We start from the raw sequence: 24,580 nt of genomic DNA, 5'->3' as shown, positions 1-24,580 counted from the left end.
GGGGGGAGGATGTCAATAAAAACCCTGTAACTAGTTTTAGTGATTTAATTTATGGAACACGGGTGAGCGTGTGTTGGTAGAGGCTTCACCCGTAGATCAGGTTTGGGGGATTGGGTTGGCTGCAAATCATGAGTTTGCACAGCAGCCAGAGCAGTGGCAGGGGTTAAACTTATTGAGTTTTGCTCTGATGCAAGTCCGAACAAAATTAGCTGAACTTGCATAAGATTATCGTTGCTCGGTTAGATTTGATTAAAAGCTGGGCTCTAAAAACCATAATAAAAAGCAATTAAACAGAGGATTGCGGTCACTATAATCAAAGTGACTACACTCATTTTTTTACCATTGTTTTCATGTGGTTCAGTTAGAGGGGTTGCCTTAGTGGGGATTTGCATTGTGGCATCGAAAGGCTCATTCGGTACAGATGCCGTTACTGTCAATTTCGCAGTTGGATAGTGATTAGCAACTTTAACTAAAAATTTTGCCGTTATGTCATCAATCTTTTCTGAGAAGTGTCTGAGATTGAGCTGTTGTTCAGGAGTGTAAATGATGCCTTGATCATCATAAGGATGATTAATCTTTTTCTGAATAAACACAGAAAGATCTTCAAGTTGATAGAGCATCTCATGCGCATAAGGTGCTGAAATGTAGTTAGGTAGCAATGCAAGTAGCGTGGACTGACTATTTTCTGATGAGTGACCAACTTCAGACGTGCCGTAGTAAAGCTGGTCTGTTTTGGGAATATATTCAAAGTCTTGAGCGTAATGATGCAGAAACAATTCAGATTCAGTGTAACGATGAATTTCGTCCCAATTGGGTTTAAGTAAGTCTTGTTTGATGAGTTTACTGAGTTTGCTATTTAAGTCAAAACGCCAATAAGTCATCAGTCGAGCAGATGAGCACTGTGCTGGTGGTATGATGAAATCTTCTTCTGCGCTGTACCATTTTGCTAATTCTTGACCAAAGATCCAAGCACTTAACTGAGTACCCTGATGCGTCACAATAAAGTGTGCGAAAGAGAGTAACTCAACGTTGGGGTTTGGGTTTTGTTCTTGTCGTAAAAGATTAGAATGATGCAAGCTAATGCGCTGTACACCCTGTTGTTTTAAGCCTTCTAACCACACTTGGAAATGCTGAGCGAGTAATTGCTGTGTATTAAGATCACGAAATGTAAACTGATGTAGATTGAAAATTTGATGTTGTAATAATTGCTGCATCGCAATCTGACCTGACAGGTACTCGTTGCCATAGCTAACTAACGCAAGTTGTTGTTTCCAAATTTTATCTAAACTCATAAGGTGATCTCATTGATAGAGCACATATTTTAGGCGATTTAAAGATCATAGCGTTAATTTGATTTTCCTGTCTAGGAGGCTTCATTCAATTGGGTAAAAACTGTTAGAATACATATGATATTTTGATACATTCTGTGTGATAACTAATCAGTATGCAGTTGCTCTTTAGGCTTATATCAGTCTTTGGGTAATTTTTGAGTTTATTTCTATCAGATTGATGTTTTATTTTTCAGATGTAATTGGTATAGGGTGGTAGATTGCGACGAAGTTCGGTAGCCTGAGCCACCAATCGTATTGTTTTATTAAATTGTAGCTTTGAGAGTTTATATGTCACTGGAAGCCTTGACCACCGAAGCGCTTGCTGCAATAGCAGCAGCTCAAGACCTTGCTGCACTGGACCAAGTTCGAGTGCAATTTACAGGGAAGAAAAGCCAGCTTGCGGAACAATCAAAAGCTCTGGGTAAAATGGACCCAGAACAACGTAAGATTCAAGGTGCTGCATTGCATTCAGTGCGCGAAGCGATTAATGCTGCATTGACAGCACATCAAGCACAATTGCAACAAGCAGCCCTACAACAGAAATTAGCAAGTGAACAAGTAGATATTAGCTTGCCTGGACGTGGACAAAGCTTAGGCAGTATTCATCCTGTTGTTCAGGTGCAAGAACGTATTTGTCAGTTCTTTACTAAAGCAGGATTTGTTGTGGCGACTGGTCCAGAAGTTGAAGATGATTATCACAACTTTGAAGCATTGAATATACCAGGTCATCATCCAGCACGTGCAATGCATGATACCTTCTATTTTGATGCGACTCATTTGTTGCGTACACATACTTCTGGTGTGCAAGTACGTACTATGGAGACAGAAAGTCTACCAATTCGTATTGTCTGCCCAGGCCGTGTCTATCGTTGTGACTCAGATCAAACACATTCTCCAATGTTCCATCAAGTTGAAGGTTTGTACATTGCTGAAAATACTAGCTTTGCTGAACTCAAAGGTTTGATTATTAATTTACTCAACGAGTTTTTTGAAAAAGACTTACAAGTACGTTTCCGTCCATCTTACTTCCCGTTTACGGAACCAAGTGCTGAAGTAGACATTATGGATGAGCAGGGTCGTTGGTTAGAAGTCTTGGGCTGTGGTATGGTCCATCCAAATGTGTTGCGCGCTTCAGGTGTAGATCCAGATAAATATAAAGGATTTGCATTTGGTCTTGGGGTTGAGCGTTTTGCTATGTTGCGTTATGGAGTGAATGACTTACGTTTATTCTTCCAAAACGATGTGCGTTTTTTACGCCAATTTGCTTAAACACATTTTGAATTTTAAGGTTTTTATAAGATGAAAATTAGCGAAAATTGGTTGCGTACATGGGTTAACCCAGCTATTGATAGTGCAACGTTATCTAATCAACTCACCATGCTTGGTCTTGAAGTTGATGAAATGTCACCTGCGGCAAAACCATTTACAGGTGTGGTTGTCGGTGAGGTGTTAACTGTAGAACAGCATCCTGATGCAGATCGTTTACGTGTAACCACAGTGAATATCGGGCAAGAAGAAACATTACAAATTGTTTGTGGTGCACCGAACGTTCGTGTTGGTATGAAAGCACCTGTGGCAATGATTGGCGCAGTTTTACCTGGTGATTTTAAAATCAAAAAAGGTAAATTACGTGGCATCGAATCACACGGTATGCTTTGCGGTGCCTCAGAGATTGATCTTGAAGATAAAATCGATGGTCTGCTTGAGTTACCAGAAGACGCTCCGATAGGTCAAAACATTCGAGAATATTTAAAACTTGATGATCATGTTATTGATATCAGTATTACACCAAACCGTGGTGACTGTTTCAGTATCCGTGGTGTAGCACGAGAGATTGCAGTACTGAATTCATTACAAGTTCAGGTGCCAGAAATCAATGATGTCGCTGCCACGATTCAAGATTGTCAGACTGTACAGGTTGATACAGAAGGCTGTCCACGTTATTTAGGCCGTTTGATCAAGAACGTAAATATCAAAGCAGCGACTCCAGAATGGATGGTGCAAGCTTTAGCGCGTTCGGGTATACGTCAACATAGTTTATTGGTCGATGTGACTAACTATGTCTTGATGGAACTCGGTCAGCCAATGCATGCCTTTGATGCGGCTAAAATTCAAGGTACAGTACAAGTTCGTCAAGCTAAATCTCAAGAAAAACTGACACTGCTCAATGAACAAGATATTGAATTAACAGAAGATGTTATGGTTATTGCTGATGACGAGAAAGTCTTGGCAATGGCGGGTGTGATGGGTGGATTAAGTTCTGCTGTAACAGACGATACTCAGGATATTTTCCTTGAGTCTGCATTTTTTGCTCAATTGGCCGTTGTTAGCCGTGCTCGTCGATACGGTTTGCATACAGATGCCTCTCAGCGTTATGAACGTGGGGTTGATTTTGAATTGCCATTATTGGCAATGCAGCGTGCATCACAGTTGATTAGCCAATTGGCTGGTGGTGAGTTTGGTCCAATTACTTGCGTTGAAAATAAAGCGCTTTTACCTAAACGTGAAGCGATTACTTTGCAGCAAGCTCAAGTAGATGCTCTGCTTGGGTATCACGTAGATGGCCAATTTATTGCTGATGCTTTAGTCCGTTTGGGTTGTGAACTTACCACCTTGTCAGAAGGTCACTGGTCTGTTGTTGCACCTTCACATCGTTATGACTTGGTAATTTATCAAGACTTGGTTGAAGAAGTTGCACGTATTCATGGCTATGACAATATTCAAATTAGCTTGCCAAAAATTGATGTTAAGTTCGCTGCACATGCGGATCAATTTGAATTACCACAATTACGTCAATTGATGGTCGCTCTTGGTTATCAAGAGGCGATAAGCTTCAGTTTTGCTGATGAAAAGTTAGAAAAACTTCTCAATCCAAATGGTCAAACACTGAAGTTGGCTAACCCAATTTCAAGTGATTTAGCGGTGATGCGTTCCACATTGTTATCAAGTCTGATTCCATGTGTACAGCATAACTTGAATCGTCAGCAAAGCCGTGTACGTTTCTTCGAGTTGGGTTTACGTTTTGACTATCAGGATGCAAGCTCTATTCATGAGTTAAAGCAAATTCCAACTTTGGCGATGATTGCTGTGGGGCCTCGTGTAAACGAATCTTGGCATGCAAAAAATCAAGCAATGGATTTCTTTGACTTAAAAGGTGAAATTGAAAGTATTTTAGCTGCAGGTCGCTTACAAGTTGAATATCAACGTTCAACACGCGAAATGCTACATCCTGGCCAATCTGCTGAAATTATCTATCAGGGGCAATCAATCGGCTATTTTGGTCGTTTGCACCCAAGCTTGGAAGATGAGTTGGATTTGGGTACAACTTGGGTCGCTGAACTCGATCAAGTGACTGTTTTGCAAAGTTATGTATCCAGTTTTACAGAAATATCACGTTTTCCATCAGTTCGACGTGATATTGCGCTTTTAATTGATGATAATATTAATGTCAGTGAAATTCAGCAACTTATCGAACGCACAGGCGGTGAATTCCTAAGCTCGACATGGTTGTTTGATGTGTACACTGGTCAAGGTGTTGAACAAGGCAAGCGCTCTTTAGCATTTGCAATTTTATGGCAGCATCCATCACGTACTCTTGAAGATCAAGAAGTCAAATCGGGTATGGATCATATAATACAAGTGTTGGAAGACACTTATAAGGCGACATTGAGGGCCTCATGACAGCATTAACAAAAGCAGAAATGGCTGATCATTTAAGTGAGCTCACGAGTTTGAATCGTCGTGAAGCAAAACAAATGGTTGAGTTATTTTTCGATGAAATTAGTCAAGCATTGATCTCAGGTGAGCATGTAAAGCTTTCTGGGTTTGGTAATTTTGAACTGCGTGACAAACGCCAACGTCCTGGACGTAACCCAAAGACAGGTGAAGAAATTCCTATTTCAGCTCGTCGTGTGGTCACATTCCGTGCTGGTCAGAAGTTTAGACAGCGTGTCGGCAATGAGCAGGTCGATGATTAATTTGTATTGACTCATTCAACATATTGAAACTCCAAGTCGTTATCGACTTGGAGTTTTTTTTACCCTGTGAATACAGAGGGCTACTATGATTTGGCTGTAAAGATAAAATTTCAGGCATAAAAAAAGAGAACCGTAAGGTTCCCTTTTTCTGATAATAATCTAAAAGATTATTATTGAGCAGCAGAAGCTGGAGCAGAAGCTTCAGGAGCAGCATCAACTGGAGCAGAAGCTTCAGTAGCAGCTTCAGAAGCAGCAGCAGGTACGTCTGGAGTAACTGCAGAAGCTTCAGTTGCAGCAGAAGCTTCAGAAGCAGCGGCTGTATCAGTAGGTTGTTCTTTCTTAGAGCAACCAACGAAAGCTAAAGTAGTAGCAACTGCAGCAGCAATAGCGATTTTTTTGAATAACATGGCATCACTCTCATAAAAATAAATTGAGATAAAAAAAACCTTAGTTAGTCTGTTGTGTGCTTTTATTGATTAAAACCCGCAAGAGGTTAACAACGCATGAGCAGCCTAACTGGTCTGGTGATATGCTATCACTGAGCAAAACGAATTGCTACTCTCTCAATTAAAAAAACCAGCAATATTAACAGGAAATTACAATAATAATGCAGCTATTTTTGCATTTTCTAAATTATAAATTCTTTAAAATTATGAGGTTAATATGGCCTAAAATAATATGGTAATTTCTTATCCATTAAGTTTACAAATATCAAATCGCTTTGTAATTATATGTAACTTAAGTCAACCAATAAAAAAGCCCAAGATTAACAAGGGCTTATTTCATAATTTTTTTTGCTTGAGCGTTGAATTAGTTCGCTGCTTTACGTTTCATTTGATCAAAGAAATCATCGTTGGTTTTGGTTTCTTTCATGCGATCAAGTAAGAATTCCATTGCTGCAAGCTCATCCATAGGGTGGAGGAGTTTACGTAAAATCCAGACCTTACGAAGTTTATCTTCATCCATGAGACGCTCTTCACGACGCGTACCAGATTTTTTGATGTTCATCGCAGGGAAAACACGTTTTTCAGCAATACGACGGTCTAAGGTCACCTCTTGGTTACCTGTACCTTTGAATTCTTCGTAAATCACTTCATCCATTTTACTGCCTGTTTCAATTAAAGCAGTTGAAATGATGGTCAGTGAGCCACCTTCTTCAATATTACGTGCTGCACCAAAGAAGCGTTTAGGACGTTCTAAAGCGTGAGCATCCACACCACCTGTTAGGACTTTACCTGACGATGGAATGACAGTGTTATAAGCACGTGCTAGACGTGTGATTGAGTCAAGCAAAATAACCACGTCTTTTTTGTGTTCAACCAAACGTTTTGCTTTTTCAATCACCATTTCTGCAACTTGTACGTGACGTGCAGGTGATTCATCAAATGTAGATGCCACCACTTCACCACGAACAGTACGTTCCATTTCAGTTACTTCCTCAGGACGTTCATCGATGAGAAGAACAATGAGGAATACTTCTGGGTTATTACGGACAATTGATTGTGCAATGTTTTGCAAAAGCATAGTCTTACCAGCTTTTGGTGGTGCAACAATAATTGAACGTTGGCCTTTACCAATAGGTGCAATTAAGTCAACAACACGTGCAGTAAGGTCTTCGCTTGTACCATTACCAAGTTCCATCACCAATTGCTCAGTTGGGAAGAGTGGAGTGAGGTTTTCAAACAAAATCTTGTTACGTGAGTTTTCAGGAGTATCGTAGTTAATTTGATTAACTTTTAATAATGCAAAATAACGTTCACCCTCTTTAGGTGGGCGAATCGTACCAGTGATGGTATCACCTGTGCGTAAATTGAATCGACGAATCTGTGAAGGGCTCACATAGATATCATCAGGACCAGCTAAATAAGAGCCGGCTGCCGAACGTAAAAAACCAAAACCGTCGGAGAGAATTTCCAGTACACCATCACCAAAAATTTCTTCACCATTCATGGCATGGCGCTTCAAGATGGCGAAGATAATATCTTGCTTACGATTACGCGCCATTCCTTCAAGGCCCATAAACTCAGCAATTTTTATGAGTTCGCCAATAGGTTTTTTCTTGAGTTCAGTTAAGTTCATAAATTATCAGATAGATATTTGGATGTGTGTGATACACAGATAGGGGGAAAAAAGTAAAAAAAATCGTCCGCAATGCAAGATATGAGAAGGCTGATTGGTGGCCAATCTAAACTCAAAATCGAATATATACTTTCATGGAGAAATGTATGACACAATTCCTGTTGCCGAGCGGCGATTTATGTTCTATGTCCTTAAGAAACGACGTAGCAATGATCTTCATGTTTCTTGAGCATGCAATATAAGGGAGATATGTGGCTTTGTCAATTTGACAATGCAAAATGCGCTATAAAAAAATAACGCATTGAACAGGTTCGATTAATAAGGGTCTTTTGATATTTCAAAGTATTGCGACTTTGTGCGTTTTTAGGTGAATCCAGAAATGGCCAGTAAAAACTGAACAAATTCAGTTCTACCATGTCAACAGACCCTGATCAAACTTTAGATATGTTCTTCAATAAAAGCGGTGAGTTTAGACTTAGGCACTGCACCTACTTGTTGAGCAACAACTTCACCATTTTTAAACATCAATAAAGCAGGGATGTTACGAATGTTGTAGTTAACCGCAGTTGCTTCACATGAAGTAACATCAACTTTTACGATTTTAACCTTGCCTTCATATTCACTTGAAAGTGCTTCAAGTACTGGGGCAATTGCCTTACAAGGTGCACACCAGCCTGCCCAAAAGTCTACCAATACAGGGACGTCTGATTTGAGCACATCTGTTTCAAAATTAGTATCAGTGGTATTGACGATGTTGCCTGACATAGCAGTTGCTCCAAAATAAATAAAATAAAGGATAATCTAGAATAGATTTAGTATTACACAGACATCCTTAACAATGTATACAATCATAGAAATTTTGATTTTTAATTGTTCATTTGTCCAATTGAGGATGTCGATTTAGTTGATCGGAGAAATTTGTTTGTCATATTTATGTCATATATAGACAAAAAATAAGTACTCATCGATTTGTCTACACAAATGGCTTTTAAATTACAGTTATGTGAATTAATCTAGGCACAATTCTGCAAGGGTTTGTATAAATAATGTCTGATTTTTTGATTGATGAAGAGCTGCTCGCAGCGATTGATATGGGATCAAACAGTTTTCATTTGGCGATTGCTCGAGTTGATCACGGCGAAGTAAAAAAAGTGGCTTCAATGTCAGAAAAAGTACAGCTCGCTGCGGGTTTGGATGAAAACAAAAATTTGACAGAGGCAGCTCAACAGCGTGGTTTAGCCTGTCTTGCTCGTTTTGTTGGGCGTTTAGGTTCGGTACAACCTAATCGTTTACGAATTGTGGCAACGAATGCTTTACGTCAAGCAAAAAATGGCCATGAGTTTATTCAAAAAGCGGCTGAAATTTTGCCTAAACCTATTGAAATTATCGCAGGGCGTGAAGAAGCACGTTTAATTTATTTAGGGGTATCGCATACTTTAGCCAATAGTGGTCGTCGTTTGGTGATTGATATTGGTGGTGGTTCTACTGAATTGATTATCGGTGAAGAGTTCGAACCCATTCATACAGAATCTTTACAAATGGGGTGCGTTGCTTACAGTAAAGCATTTTTCCCAAATGGTGAGATTAGCCAAAAAGATTTTGATAAAGCCGTAGTGGCGGCACGTAAAGAATTGTCAGGAATTGCCAATACCTACCGTGAAGCAGGTTGGGATACTGTGGTCGGTTCTAGTGGTACAATCAAAGCTTGTCGTCAAATGACGATTAATATGGGATGGAGTGATGATAAGGAAAATCTCACTCGTGAAGGCCTAGATAAGTTAAAAGAAAAATTACTCAAGTTTAAACATGTCTCAGAAGTAGATTTTGATGGTCTTAAAGATGACCGTCGTTGGGTGTTACCTGCAGGTTTAGCAATTTTATATGCAATTTTTGAAGTGTTTGAAATTGATAAATTGGTTTATTCAGACGGTGCTCTACGTGAAGGCGTAATGTATGACCTATTGGGCCGTTTTCAACATGAAGACGTCAGAGACCGCAGTGTTCAAGCCTTGATGGGGCGTTATGGTGCGGATTTAAAGCAAGCGCGTCGCGTAGATGATGTTGCACAGCAACTTTTTTCCAATGTCGCTGAACAATTTAACTTCAATACAGAAGACAGTGACTTATTAAGACGGGCAGCTTATCTGCATGAAATTGGTTTAGCGATCAGTCATGGTGGTTATCATCGTCATGGTGCATATTTATTGCAACATTCCGATATTCCGGGTTTCTCTCAAATAGATCAAATTCATTTGTCACATTTGGTCGGTCATCACCGTCGCAAACTACGAACCGATGATAAAGTGGACGTAATTCGAGCTGGCAGCCGCAAGCTTATGAACCTTTGCTTGATTTTAAGACTGGCGATTTGCCTTAATCATAGTCGTAGCGATGCGATGCTTCCTGCCATTGAATTGAATGCCCTAGATGCGCAACAATGGCAACTTAGCGTTTCTGGTGATGCCAAACAATGGCCACTGCTTGTTGCCGATTTGCATGATGAGCAAATCCAGTTCAAGCACTGGGATATTGACTTGAATATTCAGTCGGAACAATTTATCAGTTAACCGAAATTTGAGTTAATTTAGGGATAATGATCGACATATGAAAAATAAAGCAGCTCAATCTAAGGCTTGGAAAACTGTCCAAGTTGCACGTCATCCAGATCGTCCACAATTTTTGGACTATGTGAGTGAGATTTTTACCGAATTTGATGCCCTTCATGGCGATCGTCTCTATGGTGATGATGGTGCGATGATTGGTGGTTTGGCGCGTTTAGATGGACAAGCGGTGATGGTGGTTGGCCAGCATCGTGGTCGCAGCACTCGAGAAAAATTACAGCACAACTTCGGTATGTGTAATCCTGAGGGATATCGTAAGTCTCAGCGTTTATTTGATATGGCTGAGCGTTTTAATCTTCCTGTATTTACTTTTGTAGATACCATGGGAGCTTACCCTGGAGTAGGCGCTGAAGAGCGTGGTCAAGCGGAAGCGATTGCCGTGAATTTGGCACAGTTGTCAAACTTGAAAGTGCCTGTGATTGCGACGATTTTAGGTGAGGGTGGTTCAGGTGGTGCGATCGGTATTGGTGTCGCAGACCGAGTTATCATGCTTTCTCATAGTATTTACTCTGTGATTTCACCTGAAGGTTGTGCATCGATTCTTTGGAAAACTGCTGAAAAAGCTGAGCAAGCGAGTGAGGCTTTGGCTTTAACAGCTGACAAACTGCAAAAAATGGGTATAGTTGAAGAAGTGATTGATGAAGGTGAGGGTGCGCATGTCAACCCTCAAGAAGTCATGGATAAACTTAAGGTTGTACTCACGAAGGCTCTGCAAGACTTGCAACCTATGGATGCAGATGAACGATGCGAAGCACGTTATCAACGTTTAATGAAGTTTGGCAGCGACAATTTAGGTCTTACTGCCTAACTCAAATAGCGAGCTTCTCTAAAGAGGCTCGTTTCCTGATTGGATGTAGCGGCGGCATGGATTCCATGCTGTTGTTGTTTCTGCTGTCTGAAATTTACCCTGATCGTATTCGTGCAATTTACGTAAATCACCAATTACAGCAACCAAGTGCAGCTTGGGGAGAGCTGGTACAAACATTTTGTCAAACGATTAACGTTGAATGTGTGGTACAAGCCGTTGATGTAAATCGTGGAAATCTTGAAAATCAAGCACGAAATGCACGTTATCAAGCTTTTAACCAGCATTTGCGTGAAGATGAAATATTGGTATTGGCACATCATCAGCAAGACCTTACTGAAACTATGTTACTGAGATTGTTATCAGGTACTGGGGTAAAGGGCTTAGCGGCGATGCAAGCCTATGAGGAACGTGCCGACCTCAAGCTTTGGCGACCTTTATTAGGGCTGACACGTGAGCAGATTGGTCAATGGGTAGAACAATTACAGCTGCCTTATGTTGACGATCCAAGTAATTTTGATCAGCACTATGACCGGGCTTGGTGTCGGGGGCAACTTTGGCCAATGTTGCAGCAGCGCTATCCCCAAATGCAATCTGCTTTAGCGCGTTGTAGTGAATTGATGCATGATGCAGATCAAATTTTACAAGAGGTCTTACTAGAAGATTGGCGACACTGTGGTGATAGTGAACACTTAAACATTGAAAAATTACAGCATTTATCTATACCACGTCAGCGACAACTTCTATCTGCCTGGATGAAAGGACAACAAACGTATCGGCCTGCGTTACAAATGATCAAGCGCCTTCAACAGGAAGTGATCTTGGCCAAGTCCGATGCTCAAGCGGCTTTGCACTGTAATGGCCACTATTATGTTCGGTATCAAACTGAGATCTATCGTTTGGAGCAGCAAGAATATTTGGCTTCAAAGCAAAGCAATATGCAAAACACATCTGTGTTAAAAGTTGAGTTAGCACAGAAATTGTTACTTGCATCGGGCCAGTTTCAAATCCAAAATACTACTGTGGGGTTGCACCCTAAATTATTGCAGCAGAATCTTTGTTTGCAAGCTCGTCAAGGTGGGGAAAAAGTACATCTTTATGGGCGGATTGGTCGCTGGCCACTAAAAAAGGCGATCCAAGAAGCGCATATTTTCCCTTGGCAGCGTCATACAATTCAAATATTAAGCATAGATAATGTTATGCTAGGTGTTTTTACTCCGAAGGGTTTTTGGCTAAGTCAGTCCGAGTATTGTGAGGCAGGGGGATGGGTACCTCAATTAATCCCAAGCCATTCTAAAATTTATGTTGAGCGTGATCTATGAGTGCAGTTTTAAATTGTAATATCAGTTTTATTGGTGGTGGTAACATGGCCCAAGCCTTAATTGGCGGGCTATTGAGCCGTGGTATGCCAGCAACTCGCATTACTGTTGCCGACCCCGTCGATAAAGTAAGACAAGTTCTTCTTGAAAAAGAAGTCCATGTCACTGATGACAATTTGGCTGCAGTACAACAGGCGGATGTTGTGGTTTTAGCTGTCAAACCACAGGTTTTGGCAACTGTACTTGCACCTCTTAAAGGTCAATTACAAGACAAGTTGATTATTTCTATTGTTGCGGGTGCTGAAATTGACAGCATTGGCCATTTATTAGAAACAGATCAAATTGTTCGGGTTATGCCAAATACACCAGCATTGGTGCAAACAGGTGCACATGGCATGTTTGCTACAGATGCTGTATCTGCACAGCAGCGTGATTTAGCAAGCCAAGTTTTAGCCGCAACTGGTCTAACACTTTGGCTTGAAAATGAGGCACAAATTGATGCCGTGACCGCAGTATCTGGTTCAGGACCTGCTTACTTTTTCTATTTAATGGAAAGCATGATTCGAGCTGGGAAAAACCTAGGCTTAGATGAGAAAGTTGCAACAGCACTTACTCTACAAACAGCATTAGGTGCAGCACAAATGGCAATTACGAGTTCTAACTCTCCTGCAGAACTCAGAAAAAATGTAACCTCTCCTAATGGTACTACGCAAGCAGCTCTGGAAGTATTTGATCGTGCTCAGATTTCACAAAATATTCAAGCAGCTTTAGCGGCTGCGCAAAAACGTAGTCAAGAGTTGGCTCGTGAATTAAGTGAAAGTGTAAAATAACTGACATTATTATTAGGAAAGTTTAAATATGGCGCAAGCTGCTGATATCTTTGCAATCATCATGAACGTCGCGATATTGCTGGTTTTCTTTCGTTTTCTAATGCAATTAGCAGTGGTAAATCCTTATAACCCAGTTGTGATGTCAACAATCAAAGCAACAAAAGTGGTTGATGTTTTTGGTCGAATTTTTCCGACCATTGCAAAAGGGCGTGTGAATATTGCTGCACTGATTTTGCTATTTCTTTTATGTTTACTGAAGAAATTTGGGGTGATGCATTTAAGTGGTTTGCCATTGTACAACGGCACATTCTTGTTGATTGCGACCTTTATGGAAAGCATTCAAGCATTAATTCGAATTTTAAAGTACTTAATTTTTGCGACAATCATTTTAAGTTGGGTGGTGATGTTTACACAATCACGTTCACCTTACATTGAAGTTGTCCAAGAACTCACTGAGCCTTTATTGGCACCATTTCGTCGTATTTTACCGAATATGGGTATGATTGATTTATCACCTATTTTAGCGATTTTATCGTTGGTGATTGCTGAGCGATTGATGGCCGAGGTGGCTTTACGTTTACTCAGCGGGCTTTAAGCTGATTTGATGTTGAAGCAAAAAGGCTGCCCGAGGGCAGCCTTTTTCATTAGTGTGCTTCGTCCCAATTTATACCTCGACCGACTTCTACAGTGAGCGGTACAGAGAGTTGTACGACATCCTGCATCACTTGTTGAATGGTTTGAGATACTTCGTTTGCAGCCGCTTCATCAACTTCAAGCACCAATTCATCGTGTACTTGAAGTAAGAGCTTAGCTTGCTTTGGATCTAAGATTTGATTGACCTGAATCATGGCAAGTTTAATAATTTCTGCTGCACTTCCTTGCAATGGTGCATTGATCGCTGCACGTTCAGCAGCTTTACGTACCATCATATTACGTGCATCAATCTCTGGCGTATATAAACGACGGCCTAAAATCGTTTCAACAAAACCTTGTTCTGAAGCGACTTGGCGCGTGCGTTGCATATATTCGTAAATACCCGGGTAGCGGTGGAAGTATTGCTTAATATAATTCTGTGATTCTTCACGGGTAAACCCGAGCTGACGAATCAAACCGAACTCAGACATACCATAAAGTAAACCGAAGTTCACTGCTTTGGCTTGACGACGTTGATCCGAAGTCACATCCTCAAGTTCGATGTTCAATACTTCTGCCGCAGTACGGCGGTGTACATCTTGCCCATTTTTAAAAGCATCTAATAATGCTTCATCTTGAGAAAAATGTGCCATGAGGCGTAATTCGATTTGTGAATAATCGGCTGCAAGTAAAATACGACCTTGTGGTGCTACAAAGGCTTTACGGATTTGACGACCGATTTCTGTACGAATTGGAATGTTTTGTAAATTTGGATCAGTTGAAGATAGACGACCTGTAGCAGTTAACGCTTGGTGATAACTGGTATGTACACGGTGAGTCACATCATTGGCCTGTTTTTGTAGGCCATCGGTATAGGTGCTTTTTAGTTTAGTTAGACCACGATAATCCAAAATAAGTTCAGTAATTGGGTGATCAATTTTCTCTAATACACTTTCACTGGTACTGTATTGACCCGTCGCAGTCTTCTTACCACCCTTGAGTCCCAATTTATCAAATAACACTTCACCGACTTGCTTTGGTGAGCTGACATTAAAACTTTGACCAGCGATTTCTTGAATGTTTTGTTCTAGTTCCGTGATACGCAAATTGAAGTCTACACTGAGCTGATCAAGAAAGCTCAGATCAAGCTGCACGCCATTTTCTTCCATTTGTGTGAGCACACTGGCCACAGGCATTTCAATATTGTGCAAGATATGTTTTAACTCAGGGTGTTTACTGAGTTTCTCATCGAGAACTTCGTATAAGCGATAAGTTACATGTGCATCTTCAGCCGCGTAATGTGCAGCCACTTCAATTTCAATTTGATTGAAAGTTTTTTGCTTTACACCCTTGCCAGCAATTTGTTCGAAAGTGGTGGTTAAGTGGCTTAGGTAAAGTCGAGCGACATCGTCCATACCATGACGCGTTGCCGCAGCATTGAGTACATAAGATGCGAGCATGCTATCGAAATACCAGCCTTGTAGTTCAATACCGTGGTTGGCAAAAATATGCGCATCGTATTTTAGATGATGCCCAATTTTTTCAACTTGTGGATCTTCTAAAATCGTTTTGATTTGAGCTAAAACATCTTCACGATTTAACTGCTGCGGTGCATTGTCATAATCATGTGCAAGAGGAATGTAATAGGCATCATGAGCATCAAAAGCAATAGAAAAACCAACAAGTTGTGCAACGCGATAATCAAGACTTGTCGTTTCAGTATCAATAGCAAAGCGTTTGGAACCACTCAAACGAGCAAAAAACTCATCCCACTGTGGCTGTGTAAGAACGGTATGATAAGTCGCTTGACCTAATTGGTCATCACTACTGCTACTGCTGGCTTGGTCATTGCTGATCGCTTGACCGGATGCTGTTGGTGCTGGACTCGCAGCTGTTGATTGTAAACTTTGCTGATAGTTTTTACCGTTTGGATTGTTTGGATGATCTAAGGACTGTAGTTGGTTACGAAACTCAAGCTCTGTATATAAGCGGCGTAATTCATTGACATTGGGCTGAGCTAACTTGAGGTCGTCATAACTTAAGTTTAATTCAAGGTCACATACGATACTCGCCAGCTGATGATCAAGTTTGATGTTTTCTAGATTGTCTTTTAGGCTTTGGCCCACTTTACCTTTGATACTGTCCACATTGGCTAAGATGCCTTGCAATGAGTCGTATTCGGTGAGTAGTTTGGCAGCCGTTTTAGCACCAACACCAGGAACACCACGAATTCCATCAGAGGCATCGCCCATCAATGTTAGATAGTCAATAATTTGATGTGGCCATACGCCAAACTTCTCAAATACACCATCAACATTCATCGGCTTGTCTTTAAAACTGTCTTCTAAGGTGACTTTGTCTGTGACAAGTTGTGCCATATCTTTGTCACCTGTTGAAATCAGAACTTGGTGACCTGCTTTTTCAGCGTGTTTGGCTAAGGTTCCAATCACATCATCGGCTTCAGCGCCGGGCAGTGTATGTAACGGGATGCCTAATGCTTGAATTAACTGATGCAAATAAGGAATTTGCTGCGCCAACTCTTCTGGCATACTCGGACGATCACCTTTATAGATCGGTGATAATTCATGTCTAAAAGTCGGTTCACTGGTATCAAAAATAACTGCCATATGCGTTGGCTGAATTCGACGCATGAGCTTTTGTATCGCAGAAATCGCTCCACGAATTGCATTGGTGTGTAGACCAGTTGATGTGGTCAGTGGTGGTAGGGCATGGTAAGCACGAAATAAAAAGTATGACCCATCGACCAATACAAATGGTGGCATTGCAACAATCCTCATCAATTAACTTGGCTATTGTACGTGATTTTAGTCAGTTGCACAGACTTCACAAAGTTGAAAATTGTTTTGCCTTAGACTTCGTCATAACAAATACAGTGGAATGGTCCACTTTAAGTTATGATTTGTTTATTCATAATAGAGAATATTAACAAGATGCTCAGAGCACAAAGCGAAATACGAATAATTTGGTTGATGTTACTCATGATCATTGGTATTGCAACATGGTTTTTAGAGATTCCAGTGCTGAGTTATCTTTGTGCTTTGGCCTTGCTGGTCAGTGTCATGCACTACGTAGGCGTGACTGAACATTCAACCCAACAAATTGCGCAACATCAAAACATCGTGATACAGCAAACGTCTAAAGTGCCACTTTATCTTGCATCCATACTCATTGCAGCGGGATTATTTGTGGGGAAACACTGGATGACGGCGCTGGGACTTACCAGTTGGATTTTCTTTTTTCTTCGGTGGTTGAGGCGTTTAGAGCTTGATCTCATCGTACTACAAAAACAGATAAAACATCAGTCGCAAGGCCACCATTCAGCACAGACACTGAGTCAACAAGTGACCGAGCTGGTTCAAATAGAAAAGAGACAAGAGCCGCAAATACAACAATACCCATCAACAGTAATACACACAGATCAACAGAAGACAGAAGTTGAACAGAACAATATTTCAGTATCGCATTCAACTACGCATCAACAGACAAACATAGAACCCTTTCTGGAAAAACCAAACCCACTTGGTCCAGAAGCTACAGACCTTCAACAATCGAGCCAATTGAGTTTGGGACAACAGCTCCAGCAGTGGATTTTTCAGGGCAATCCTGTACTGAAAGTTGCCGTCACGGTACTGCTGATGGGTATTGTTTTATTATTACGTTTTGCGACAGAACATTGGCAATTGGACTTGGCTGTACAGTTGGCAATCGTGGGAGTCGTGTGTGCAGCAGTAACAGGCCTAGGTTATCGGTTATATCAGCAAAATCGGGGTTTCGCGCTGGGACTGGAAGGTCTAGGCATGGCAGGACTCTGTTTAAATCTCTTTTTTGCTTATTACAATCAGCTTATTTCATCCTTAGTAATAGCCAGTTTGTTGTTTATTGGCTTAATGCTGATTACCGTGCGTTTAAGTTTAAAACAGCAGTCGATTGAGTTGGCTTTGATGGCGATGTTAATTGCCTATATCGCACCATTTACCTTGCCTGTTCGAGAAATTAGCAGTGTTGAACTTTTAGCATATTATTGGATTATTAACTTGGCTGTGGCAGTGCTCAGTAGTTTAAGACCATGGAAGGTATTAACACAAATTACTTTTTTGCTCACGCTATTCATTGCTACTGGTTATGGTTTACTGCATCCAGATGCAGATCAATTTCAACTCTTGATTGGAATTTTAGCGCATAGCGCAATTTTTATTTGGCTTGGTTTTCGTTATAGCCAACTGTTGGCCAAACAAGATTTACAACATTTTAAACTGAATCCACTTCTCGATTTAGCATTGGTATTTGGTGTACCTATAGTCAGCTACGGATTAATTTACTTAATCTACTTTCAGCAACGTTTTTGGCAGGCAGGTTTAAGTCTATTATTTGTTGGGATCTATGCTGCGCTATATGTCTTGACTAAACGTACACAAGCGATTGCAGTAATTGCGCAGAGTTATTTGAGTTTGACACTGATTTTTATCGCATTCATCCCCCCGATTTTGGCTGAAGGGTATTGGAGTGCGATGGGATGGGCTGTAGAAGCACTATTGATATTTATTTTTGCATTACAGCGTGAGTCAAAAGTCGCACGTTATCTGGCAATGGCTTTAAGTGTTGTGGCGGGTCTGTCTGGTGTTTACTATTTGCTGGCAGATAACTTTGTCCCTAGAAGTTTGTATTGGTGCCTGAGCTTGGTCGGGATTGCAATGGTATTGGTTGCAAACTGTCGTGAGTCTTTTCGTAAACAATATGATTTACCGATGTTACTGCAACATATTTTTCAAATGCTGAGTGCTGTCAGTGTGCTGATGTGGTTAATCATCGATGCAGGGTCTTTTTATGATCCTGAGGCGAATTTAATATTCTTCATGGTGCTTGCTTTGCTGGTGATCAATGAATGGATGTATCGTACCGAAGCCACATGGACGTGGTGGATCGTACAATGCGCAGCGATCGTACCTATTTGGTGTTATGCAATATTTAGTCTTGGTGATTATGCACACGCTGGGCAATTGCTTTGGCCAAATTACATGCAGCAAACTTTATTTGTATTCAGTGGAGTTTTACTTGCGCTATTGTTGTTAAGAACACGTTTAGCTTTAGAGCAAACACGAGAAGTCAGTAGTTTTGCAGTCTTGGTGAGTTTAAGTTTGGCAAGTTTGGGCTTGGTCCCAACTATGCCTTATGTCAGTGTCGTCATATTACCTGTACTCTTGGCATTATGGAGTTGGAAGCGTCCGATACCGCAGTTGAACTTACAGTTAATATGGCAATCATATAGCAGTTTATGCTTAATGGCTGTTTGGATTATTAGCTCGCAGTTGTTTTCACAAAGCAGTTTTAAAGCTTATTTATTTCCACTGTTGAATCCATTCGATGCTGTTTCGCTTGCCATGCTACTCTGTTTTTTGTGGATGCTCACTTTACAACTAAAGAATAGTGTCGATCGCGGTATTATTGCGATTATGGCTGTACTCAGTGTGCTGTGGTTAAGCAGTTATATTTTACTGCGTGCTCTGCATATGTATTTAGATACACCATATAATCAGTTGTCACTTTGGCAGGATGCAACGGTTCAGTTTAGTTTGACATTGCTTTGGGTGAGTTTAGCGTTTATAACGATGACGATTGCAACCAAGAAATCAATTCGAGCGTTATGGTTATTGGGGGCAAGCCTATTGGTCTTGGTGACATTGAAATTAGTATTGCTCGATTTATCCCATATTGGAACGTTGCTGCGGGTCGGTTCATTTTTAGGGGCGGGTTTGATCATGTTGATTATTGCTTATATTGCGCCTATGCCTGAACAGTCTAAAGAGAATTAATTTTTAAAAAATAAAAAGCGGCAATCAAATGATCGATGGCCGCTTTTTATTTGTTTTGTCGTTTTCTAAGATTACCTTTTAGAGTTTGGGTTCTCTCTTAATGGCTTGTTGGTTGGCATATTGATCGACATCATCTGGTACAAGCGCACTATGTGGCGTGAGTGGATGATCGACAAAGCCAATTTTAGGGACTGGAATTTCAATATTATTTTCGACAAATGCATCACGAATTAACTCATGCATTTCATCTTTGACTTGCATGAAGTTTTCTTGTCTACACCAAAGCGCAAATAAAATTTCAATTGAAGATTCACCAAAAGAGGTGACACTGATCCGAGGTTTAGGATCAGCTAAGGCCAGTGGATAATGTTCTCCAACTTTCATCAATACTTCACGGACTTTATTGATGTCTTGGTCAAAGTTAATTGAGATGGTGATTGGTATACGACGAATTGGGAATTTCGATAGATTATGTACTGGTGCACGTATGAGTTGTTCATTTGGTAGACGTACATAGACATTATCCCAAGTGAGTAGTTTCACAGAGAGTAAATCAATGGAAATAACTTCACCTTCGATGGTATGTCCACGAATTAAGGTAATCTGGATGGTATCACCAATTTCAAAAGAGCCTTCGCCAATAAGAAATAAACCACTAATTAAGTTTGAAGCAGAGGTTTGTGATGCAAAACCAATAGCAACAGTAAGAATACCTGCGGCACCTAAGAATACACTCAGTTTAAAACCAGCCTCTTTAAGACTAGCCATTACAAAGAGCATAAAAATAAAATAGAAAATACCGCGGCGCCAAACCAGTTGTTGGTGTGCATTAAAACGAACACCAATCGTTCTAATAAAACCATTGGAAATGATGCGTGCTAAAAAGAAGCCAAATAAACATAAAATGAGCGCAACCAGTATTTCACTAATACGATCAGTGTTAATACCGCCAACTATGCTGTTAATGCTTTTGCTTAAGTCTTGTGTGAGGTTGGGGCTTGCAGGCATAGTTCCCCCTTAAAAGAATGAATCAAACATATTAAATAGTGCGCTACCTGGTGCACGTGGAGGATGAACATAGCTCACTTCACCTGCTAAAGGTGGTGTGCGACTTTCGATCCGAATACGAGGTGGAGTATTTGAGGTTTCGTGAATCACCTTTATTTGCGAAGTCCATAAACGTCCTGTACTTTCACTATAAAATAAAGGGAGTGCAGTGACAGGGACATTCATTTTGTCAAAGCGCAATTGATGATTACTCACATTGTGAAAATCAATAGGCGTAACAGCGCGAAATGCACGATTGCGTAATTGATTTAAATTGGTGCGACCATCAACCTTGGTGGCATAGCACATTTCTCCACTACGTTTATCCGGTCCAAACCAAGTATCTTTAGGCAAAATAACGGGGATATCGAATAAAGGATCTTTTTGACTTTCAACAAAGCCAGAAAGCCAAAGCGGCGTGCTAATAAATAATGTACCGCGCTGACCAGCTGGTATATATATTGGATCAGTAGGGCGAATAACAACAGAGCGGTCTGAAAGTCGTGGCATTAAGCGAAAAGAGCGATGTGTCTCTTTAAACATATAGCGTTCCACATGAGTAGGCTGTGGAAATACCATTTCTGGGTCATAAATACGACACCACTGTTGTTCATAATCAAACTGAATACTTGGGCGATGATACTCAAGTCGCCACTCTTGTAGACCACGCGTGAGACGAAAAAGTAGAGAGCCAAATTGCCAAGTTTTGGTTTGGTTCAGCTCAAAAATCTCTTCACCCCACCATTTTAAATGTGGTGAATTTGGCGGTGTATGCTCGGTCAATTGATCTGCTTCCTCTAATGCTTTTCTTTTTTCATTACGGACTTCACGGTGTCATAAGCTTGGAGTACACTCAATGCAATTTTAATAGATAAATGCAGCTGTCATGCAAGTTCTGAAACAATTACAAATACCTTATAGTTTTGCAAAAAGGCATGGCGTGTTGTTGCGTTATGAAGGCGATCAAGTATATATCGTTCGTCGTCAAGATACCGCAAAAATTGCGCTTCAGGAAGCGCGCCGTTTTCTTGGACGAGTCGCCCAACATGAATTATGTAGTGAAAGCGATTTTAATCAATTATTAAGTTCAAGTTATGTAGGTGAAACAGGGGAGTCACAGCAGGTTGCTGCTGGTTTAGAGGATCACCCCGATTTATTAAGTTTGGCCGATCAAGTTCCTGAAACTGAAGATCTCATGGATCAGGAAGATGATGCGCCTATCGTACGTTTAATTAATGCATTATTGTCCGAAGCTATTCGCGTCAATGCTTCGGATATTCACATTGAAGCGTTTGAAAAGAAACTCTCCGTACGTTTACGTGTCGATGGACAATTGCGGGAAATCGTACAGCCACGCCGTGAGCTTGCACCACTTTTGGTTTCACGAATTAAAGTCATGGCCAAATTGGATATTGCAGAAAAACGTGTTCCACAAGATGGTCGTATCTCATTACGTTTAGCAGGACGTGAGGTTGATGTGCGTGTCTCCACCTTACCATCCTCACATGGAGAGCGCGTTGTAATGCGACTGCTAGATAAACAGGCAGGGCGTTTGAATATGACACACTTGGGACTTATTCAAGATGACTATCAGCGTTTATCACACTTGGTTCAGCGTCCACACGGTATTATTTTAGTCACAGGACCTACAGGTTCAGGTAAAACGACAACTTTGTATGCAGCTTTATCTGACCTAAACGATGGTTCAAGAAATATTTTAACTGCTGAAGATCCGATTGAATATCAACTTGAAGGTATTGGGCAGACACAAGTCAATACCAAAGTTGATATGACTTTTGCGCGAGCACTTAAGGCAATGCTACGCCAAGATCCTGATGTGGTCATGGTCGGGGAAATTCGTGACTTGGAAACAGCAGAAATTGCTGTGCAAGCATCATTAACAGGTCATTTGGTTTTATCCACCCTACATACTAACACTGCAATTGGTGCAGTGACCCGTCTACAAGATATGGGCATAGAGCCATTTTTACTTGCAAGTTCTTTAATTGGCGTTATTGCACAGCGTTTGGTCCGAACTTTATGTCCGCACTGTCATACATGGCATGATGCTGATGCCACTGAAGTGGAAATGTTTAAATTTATTCAAACAGATCCTCATTTAAAAATACCAGAGCCTAAGGGCTGTGAGCAGTGTTCTCATACCGGTTTTAGTGGACGTACTGCGATTTATGAAATTGTTCCAATTGATGATCACATGCGCCGTTTAATTCATAGTAATACTGCTGAATACGAATTAGAAAATTATGCACGTAAGCAAGCAGGTTCTATTCGTGATGATGGTTTACGTAAAGTACTGGCGGGTAAAACTACTGTTGAAGAGGTATTACGGGTTACCAATAAATCTGCAGATTAATTGATCTTCAATAAAAAATGGCGCATTATTTTGCGCCATTTTTTATGATGTTAAACGAGTTGCCTTATATCTATTTTTAAAGCGGGCCTACACTATTAGTAAATTCAATCCAGTATTGTCCATTGCTTTGCTTTTTGATCTTATTAAAAAGAAAAATTTGTGGTATTTCTTCAGAGTCATCGAGTTGATAAGTACTTCCGACTTTAAATGATTTGTTCTTTTTAAACTGCTGTTCTAACGTTTTGATCCCTTCTAAATAAAACTCACGATCTTCTATTTGAAAATATTGTGCTAGGTTCTTGAGTTCAATGATTAAGCAATCTTGGCAGAGTTGATGATTGCGCTCGATCTTTTCTGCATTTAAAGCCAATTGAATATCAAAGGTATAATATTCACAACCACTATTTTTCAGTCGAATGGATTGATTTTTTTCAAGCTGTGCACTTTCTAATCCCATAAGTATAGGGAGGTCACCATCGGTGATTTCGAGATGAAAACTGTGTTGCTGTACTTTATCTTTAATGAGTGTTGCGGTTGGGGTTGCACGCACACAATTATTTTCAAAGTTTTGTGTTGCTGCTATAAGCTGTTTGTTTTGAGCAAATGCGGTATGCATCGTTAAACTGAACAATACTGTTGTAAAAAGCAGGAATTTAAACATGGCAGAGTCTTTAATTTATGCGTGGATAGGTCTAAAAATTATTGATTTAGAGGTGATTTTTTGTTGCGAATAAAGCTGTATTACAACTGAATGAGTCGGCGGTGCTCAATTAAAGGCATTGATGCTCGAATACGCTCTTGTTCAGCTAAGTCAAAGTTGACATGAATCAATTGAGTGCCTTCGGTATTGACGATATCAAGTAATTGTCCACGACTATCAGCAGCACCTGCATGTCCCCAAGTTTGACGCTTTGCCGCATGCCAACCTTGTTGAGCTGCGCCTGCAACCAGACATTGACTGTCCATCGCACGTGCTTGTAAAAGTAACTGCCAATGCAATTGACCTGTAGTATAGGTAAATGCAGCTGGTGCGGTGAGAATATTTGCACCCTGAGCTCGTAGTTTTAACGATAACTCTGGAAAACGTAAGTCATAACAGACCATTAGGCCAATCTGACCAAAAGGTGTTTTGGCAGTCACGATCTGAGTGCCAGGTTCAAAAAACTTCGATTCTTGATAACCACCTATAGCATCAGCCACCATGACATCAAACAAATGAATTTTATCGTATCTTGCTTCAATACCGTCTGGACTAATACATAGACTGGTGGTGCGGACACGACCATCGGGAACGGGTGTTCCATCAGGACGAAATGGGCAGGGTAATGTACCTGCAACTAGCCAAATCTGATAGCGATGGGTGAGTTGCTGTAATCTTGCTTGAATCTCTTCAAATTGAGCTGCTGTTTCACGTTGTTTCCCCGCAGCAAAACAAATGAAGTTCTCAGGTAGCACCAATAAAGACGAGCCTTGACTCTGACTCTGTTGCATTAATTCTTCAACAATATTGAAATTTTCTTCAATATCATTTTGAGAGTTCATTTGTGCAATAGAAATCAGAGTCATAATATTTCCCTGTTTGAAATATCGTTAAGTTATTTATTGATCAGATACAGAATCCATTGCATCGTGATGTTCTTCAAGCTTTTTAACTAGCGGTTCAAACATATTTTGATTATTTTTGTTGAGTTTCATTAATGTCTTATGAGCATCCAGCACAGTGGAGAGCATTG

General features: G+C 40.6%; 19 protein-coding genes and 2 pseudogenes. 11 read left to right on the top strand and 10 right to left on the bottom strand.

Annotated elements, in window-relative coordinates:
• Window positions 1-58: 58 nt before the first annotated feature.
• Window positions 59-223 (top strand): annotated as a pseudogene (locus Aru01_RS13875) (NADAR domain-containing protein); the annotation flags it as partial.
• 40 nt (window positions 224-263) lie between these two features.
• On the opposite strand, the gene Aru01_RS13870 reads toward Aru01_RS13875, so the two are convergent.
• Entirely contained in the window at window positions 264-1,292 is a 1,029-nt protein-coding gene (locus Aru01_RS13870) for a hypothetical protein (protein ID WP_016657413.1), read from the bottom strand.
• Window positions 1,293-1,619: 327 nt separating this feature from the next.
• On the opposite strand from Aru01_RS13870, the gene pheS reads away from it, so the two are divergent.
• From pheS to Aru01_RS13855, 3 genes are read left to right on the top strand one after another with little or no spacing between them, the layout of a single operon-like run.
• Window positions 1,620-2,600 (top strand): phenylalanine--tRNA ligase subunit alpha, encoded by a 981-nt coding sequence (gene pheS / locus Aru01_RS13865; RefSeq protein ID WP_016657412.1) that lies wholly within the window; start codon window positions 1,620-1,622, stop codon window positions 2,598-2,600.
• Window positions 2,601-2,630: 30 nt separating this feature from the next.
• Window positions 2,631-5,012: a phenylalanine--tRNA ligase subunit beta gene (gene pheT / locus Aru01_RS13860; RefSeq protein WP_016657411.1), complete on the top strand. Its 2,382-nt coding sequence runs from the start codon at window positions 2,631-2,633 to the stop codon at window positions 5,010-5,012.
• Window positions 5,009-5,308, top strand: a complete 300-nt coding sequence (locus Aru01_RS13855; protein ID WP_016657410.1) for an integration host factor subunit alpha — start codon at window positions 5,009-5,011, stop codon at window positions 5,306-5,308. Before pheT ends, Aru01_RS13855 begins: the two co-directional genes overlap by 4 nt.
• A 170-nt stretch (window positions 5,309-5,478) precedes the next feature.
• Here Aru01_RS13855 and Aru01_RS13850 read toward each other — a convergent pair whose 3' ends face one another.
• The 3 genes from Aru01_RS13850 to trxA all read right to left on the bottom strand — a co-directional run bounded on the left by Aru01_RS13850 (window position 5,479) and on the right by trxA (window position 8,152).
• Window positions 5,479-5,715, bottom strand: a complete 237-nt coding sequence (locus Aru01_RS13850; RefSeq protein WP_016657409.1) for a hypothetical protein — start codon at window positions 5,713-5,715, stop codon at window positions 5,479-5,481.
• A gap of 403 nt (window positions 5,716-6,118) precedes the next feature.
• Window positions 6,119-7,387, bottom strand: coding sequence for a transcription termination factor Rho (rho, locus tag Aru01_RS13845; RefSeq protein ID WP_016657408.1), 1,269 nt, complete (start codon window positions 7,385-7,387; stop codon window positions 6,119-6,121).
• Window positions 7,388-7,825: 438 nt separating this feature from the next.
• On the bottom strand, window positions 7,826-8,152 hold the full coding sequence (gene trxA, locus Aru01_RS13840) for a thioredoxin (RefSeq protein ID WP_016657407.1): 327 nt from the start codon (window positions 8,150-8,152) through the stop codon (window positions 7,826-7,828).
• A gap of 281 nt (window positions 8,153-8,433) precedes the next feature.
• Between trxA and ppx the strand changes: the two genes are divergently transcribed.
• From ppx to Aru01_RS13815, 5 genes are read left to right on the top strand one after another with little or no spacing between them, the layout of a single operon-like run.
• Window positions 8,434-9,954, top strand: a complete 1,521-nt coding sequence (gene ppx, locus Aru01_RS13835) for an exopolyphosphatase (protein ID WP_016657406.1) — start codon at window positions 8,434-8,436, stop codon at window positions 9,952-9,954.
• A gap of 37 nt (window positions 9,955-9,991) precedes the next feature.
• Window positions 9,992-10,816: an acetyl-CoA carboxylase carboxyltransferase subunit alpha gene (locus Aru01_RS13830; protein WP_016657405.1), complete on the top strand. Its 825-nt coding sequence runs from the start codon at window positions 9,992-9,994 to the stop codon at window positions 10,814-10,816.
• Entirely contained in the window at window positions 10,753-12,135 is a 1,383-nt protein-coding gene (gene tilS, locus Aru01_RS13825) for a tRNA lysidine(34) synthetase TilS (RefSeq protein ID WP_081407243.1), read from the top strand. Before Aru01_RS13830 ends, tilS begins: the two co-directional genes overlap by 64 nt.
• Complete coding sequence (gene proC / locus Aru01_RS13820) at window positions 12,132-12,962, top strand: pyrroline-5-carboxylate reductase (protein WP_016657403.1); 831 nt, start codon at window positions 12,132-12,134, stop codon at window positions 12,960-12,962. The genes tilS and proC overlap by 4 nt, the downstream gene beginning before the upstream one ends.
• A 28-nt stretch (window positions 12,963-12,990) precedes the next feature.
• The gene (locus tag Aru01_RS13815; protein ID WP_016657402.1) at window positions 12,991-13,557 is read left to right on the top strand and encodes a YggT family protein; all 567 of its coding nucleotides are present in this window, start codon (window positions 12,991-12,993) and stop codon (window positions 13,555-13,557) included.
• 49 nt (window positions 13,558-13,606) lie between these two features.
• Here Aru01_RS13815 and polA read toward each other — a convergent pair whose 3' ends face one another.
• Entirely contained in the window at window positions 13,607-16,378 is a 2,772-nt protein-coding gene (gene polA, locus Aru01_RS13810; RefSeq protein WP_016657401.1) for a DNA polymerase I, read from the bottom strand.
• Window positions 16,379-16,546: 168 nt separating this feature from the next.
• Here polA and Aru01_RS13805 point away from each other — a divergent pair, with 168 nt between their 5' ends.
• Window positions 16,547-19,426: a DUF2339 domain-containing protein gene (locus Aru01_RS13805; protein WP_016657400.1), complete on the top strand. Its 2,880-nt coding sequence runs from the start codon at window positions 16,547-16,549 to the stop codon at window positions 19,424-19,426.
• Window positions 19,427-19,504: 78 nt separating this feature from the next.
• Here the strand turns inward: Aru01_RS13805 and Aru01_RS13800 are convergent, their stop codons facing one another.
• Window positions 19,505-20,434 (bottom strand): mechanosensitive ion channel family protein, encoded by a 930-nt coding sequence (locus Aru01_RS13800; protein WP_016657399.1) that lies wholly within the window; start codon window positions 20,432-20,434, stop codon window positions 19,505-19,507.
• Between the two features lie 9 nt (window positions 20,435-20,443).
• On the bottom strand, window positions 20,444-21,256 hold the full coding sequence (locus tag Aru01_RS13795) for a DUF432 domain-containing protein (RefSeq protein WP_016657398.1): 813 nt from the start codon (window positions 21,254-21,256) through the stop codon (window positions 20,444-20,446).
• Between the two features lie 103 nt (window positions 21,257-21,359).
• On the opposite strand from Aru01_RS13795, the gene gspE reads away from it, so the two are divergent.
• Entirely contained in the window at window positions 21,360-22,847 is a 1,488-nt protein-coding gene (gene gspE, locus Aru01_RS13790; protein ID WP_016657397.1) for a type II secretion system ATPase GspE, read from the top strand.
• A 76-nt stretch (window positions 22,848-22,923) separates the two neighbouring features.
• On the opposite strand, the gene Aru01_RS13785 is transcribed toward gspE, so the two are convergent.
• The 3 genes and pseudogenes from Aru01_RS13785 to Aru01_RS13775 form a co-directional block, all read right to left on the bottom strand.
• On the bottom strand, window positions 22,924-23,508 hold the full coding sequence (locus Aru01_RS13785) for a hypothetical protein (protein WP_016657396.1): 585 nt from the start codon (window positions 23,506-23,508) through the stop codon (window positions 22,924-22,926).
• 80 nt (window positions 23,509-23,588) lie between these two features.
• Window positions 23,589-24,413 carry a carbon-nitrogen hydrolase family protein gene (locus Aru01_RS13780; protein WP_016657395.1) on the bottom strand — a complete coding sequence of 275 codons (825 nt, stop codon included), beginning with the start codon at window positions 24,411-24,413 and terminating at the stop codon, window positions 23,589-23,591.
• A gap of 33 nt (window positions 24,414-24,446) precedes the next feature.
• Window positions 24,447-24,580, bottom strand: a pseudogene (locus tag Aru01_RS13775) (anti-anti-sigma factor GigB); the annotation flags it as partial.

The organism is Acinetobacter rudis, assembly GCF_000829675.1.
GTDB classification, from domain to species: Bacteria; Pseudomonadota; Gammaproteobacteria; order Pseudomonadales; family Moraxellaceae; genus Acinetobacter; species Acinetobacter rudis.
Note: the sequence above shows the minus strand (reverse complement) of the source record. Positions and strands in the feature narration are given on the sequence as shown.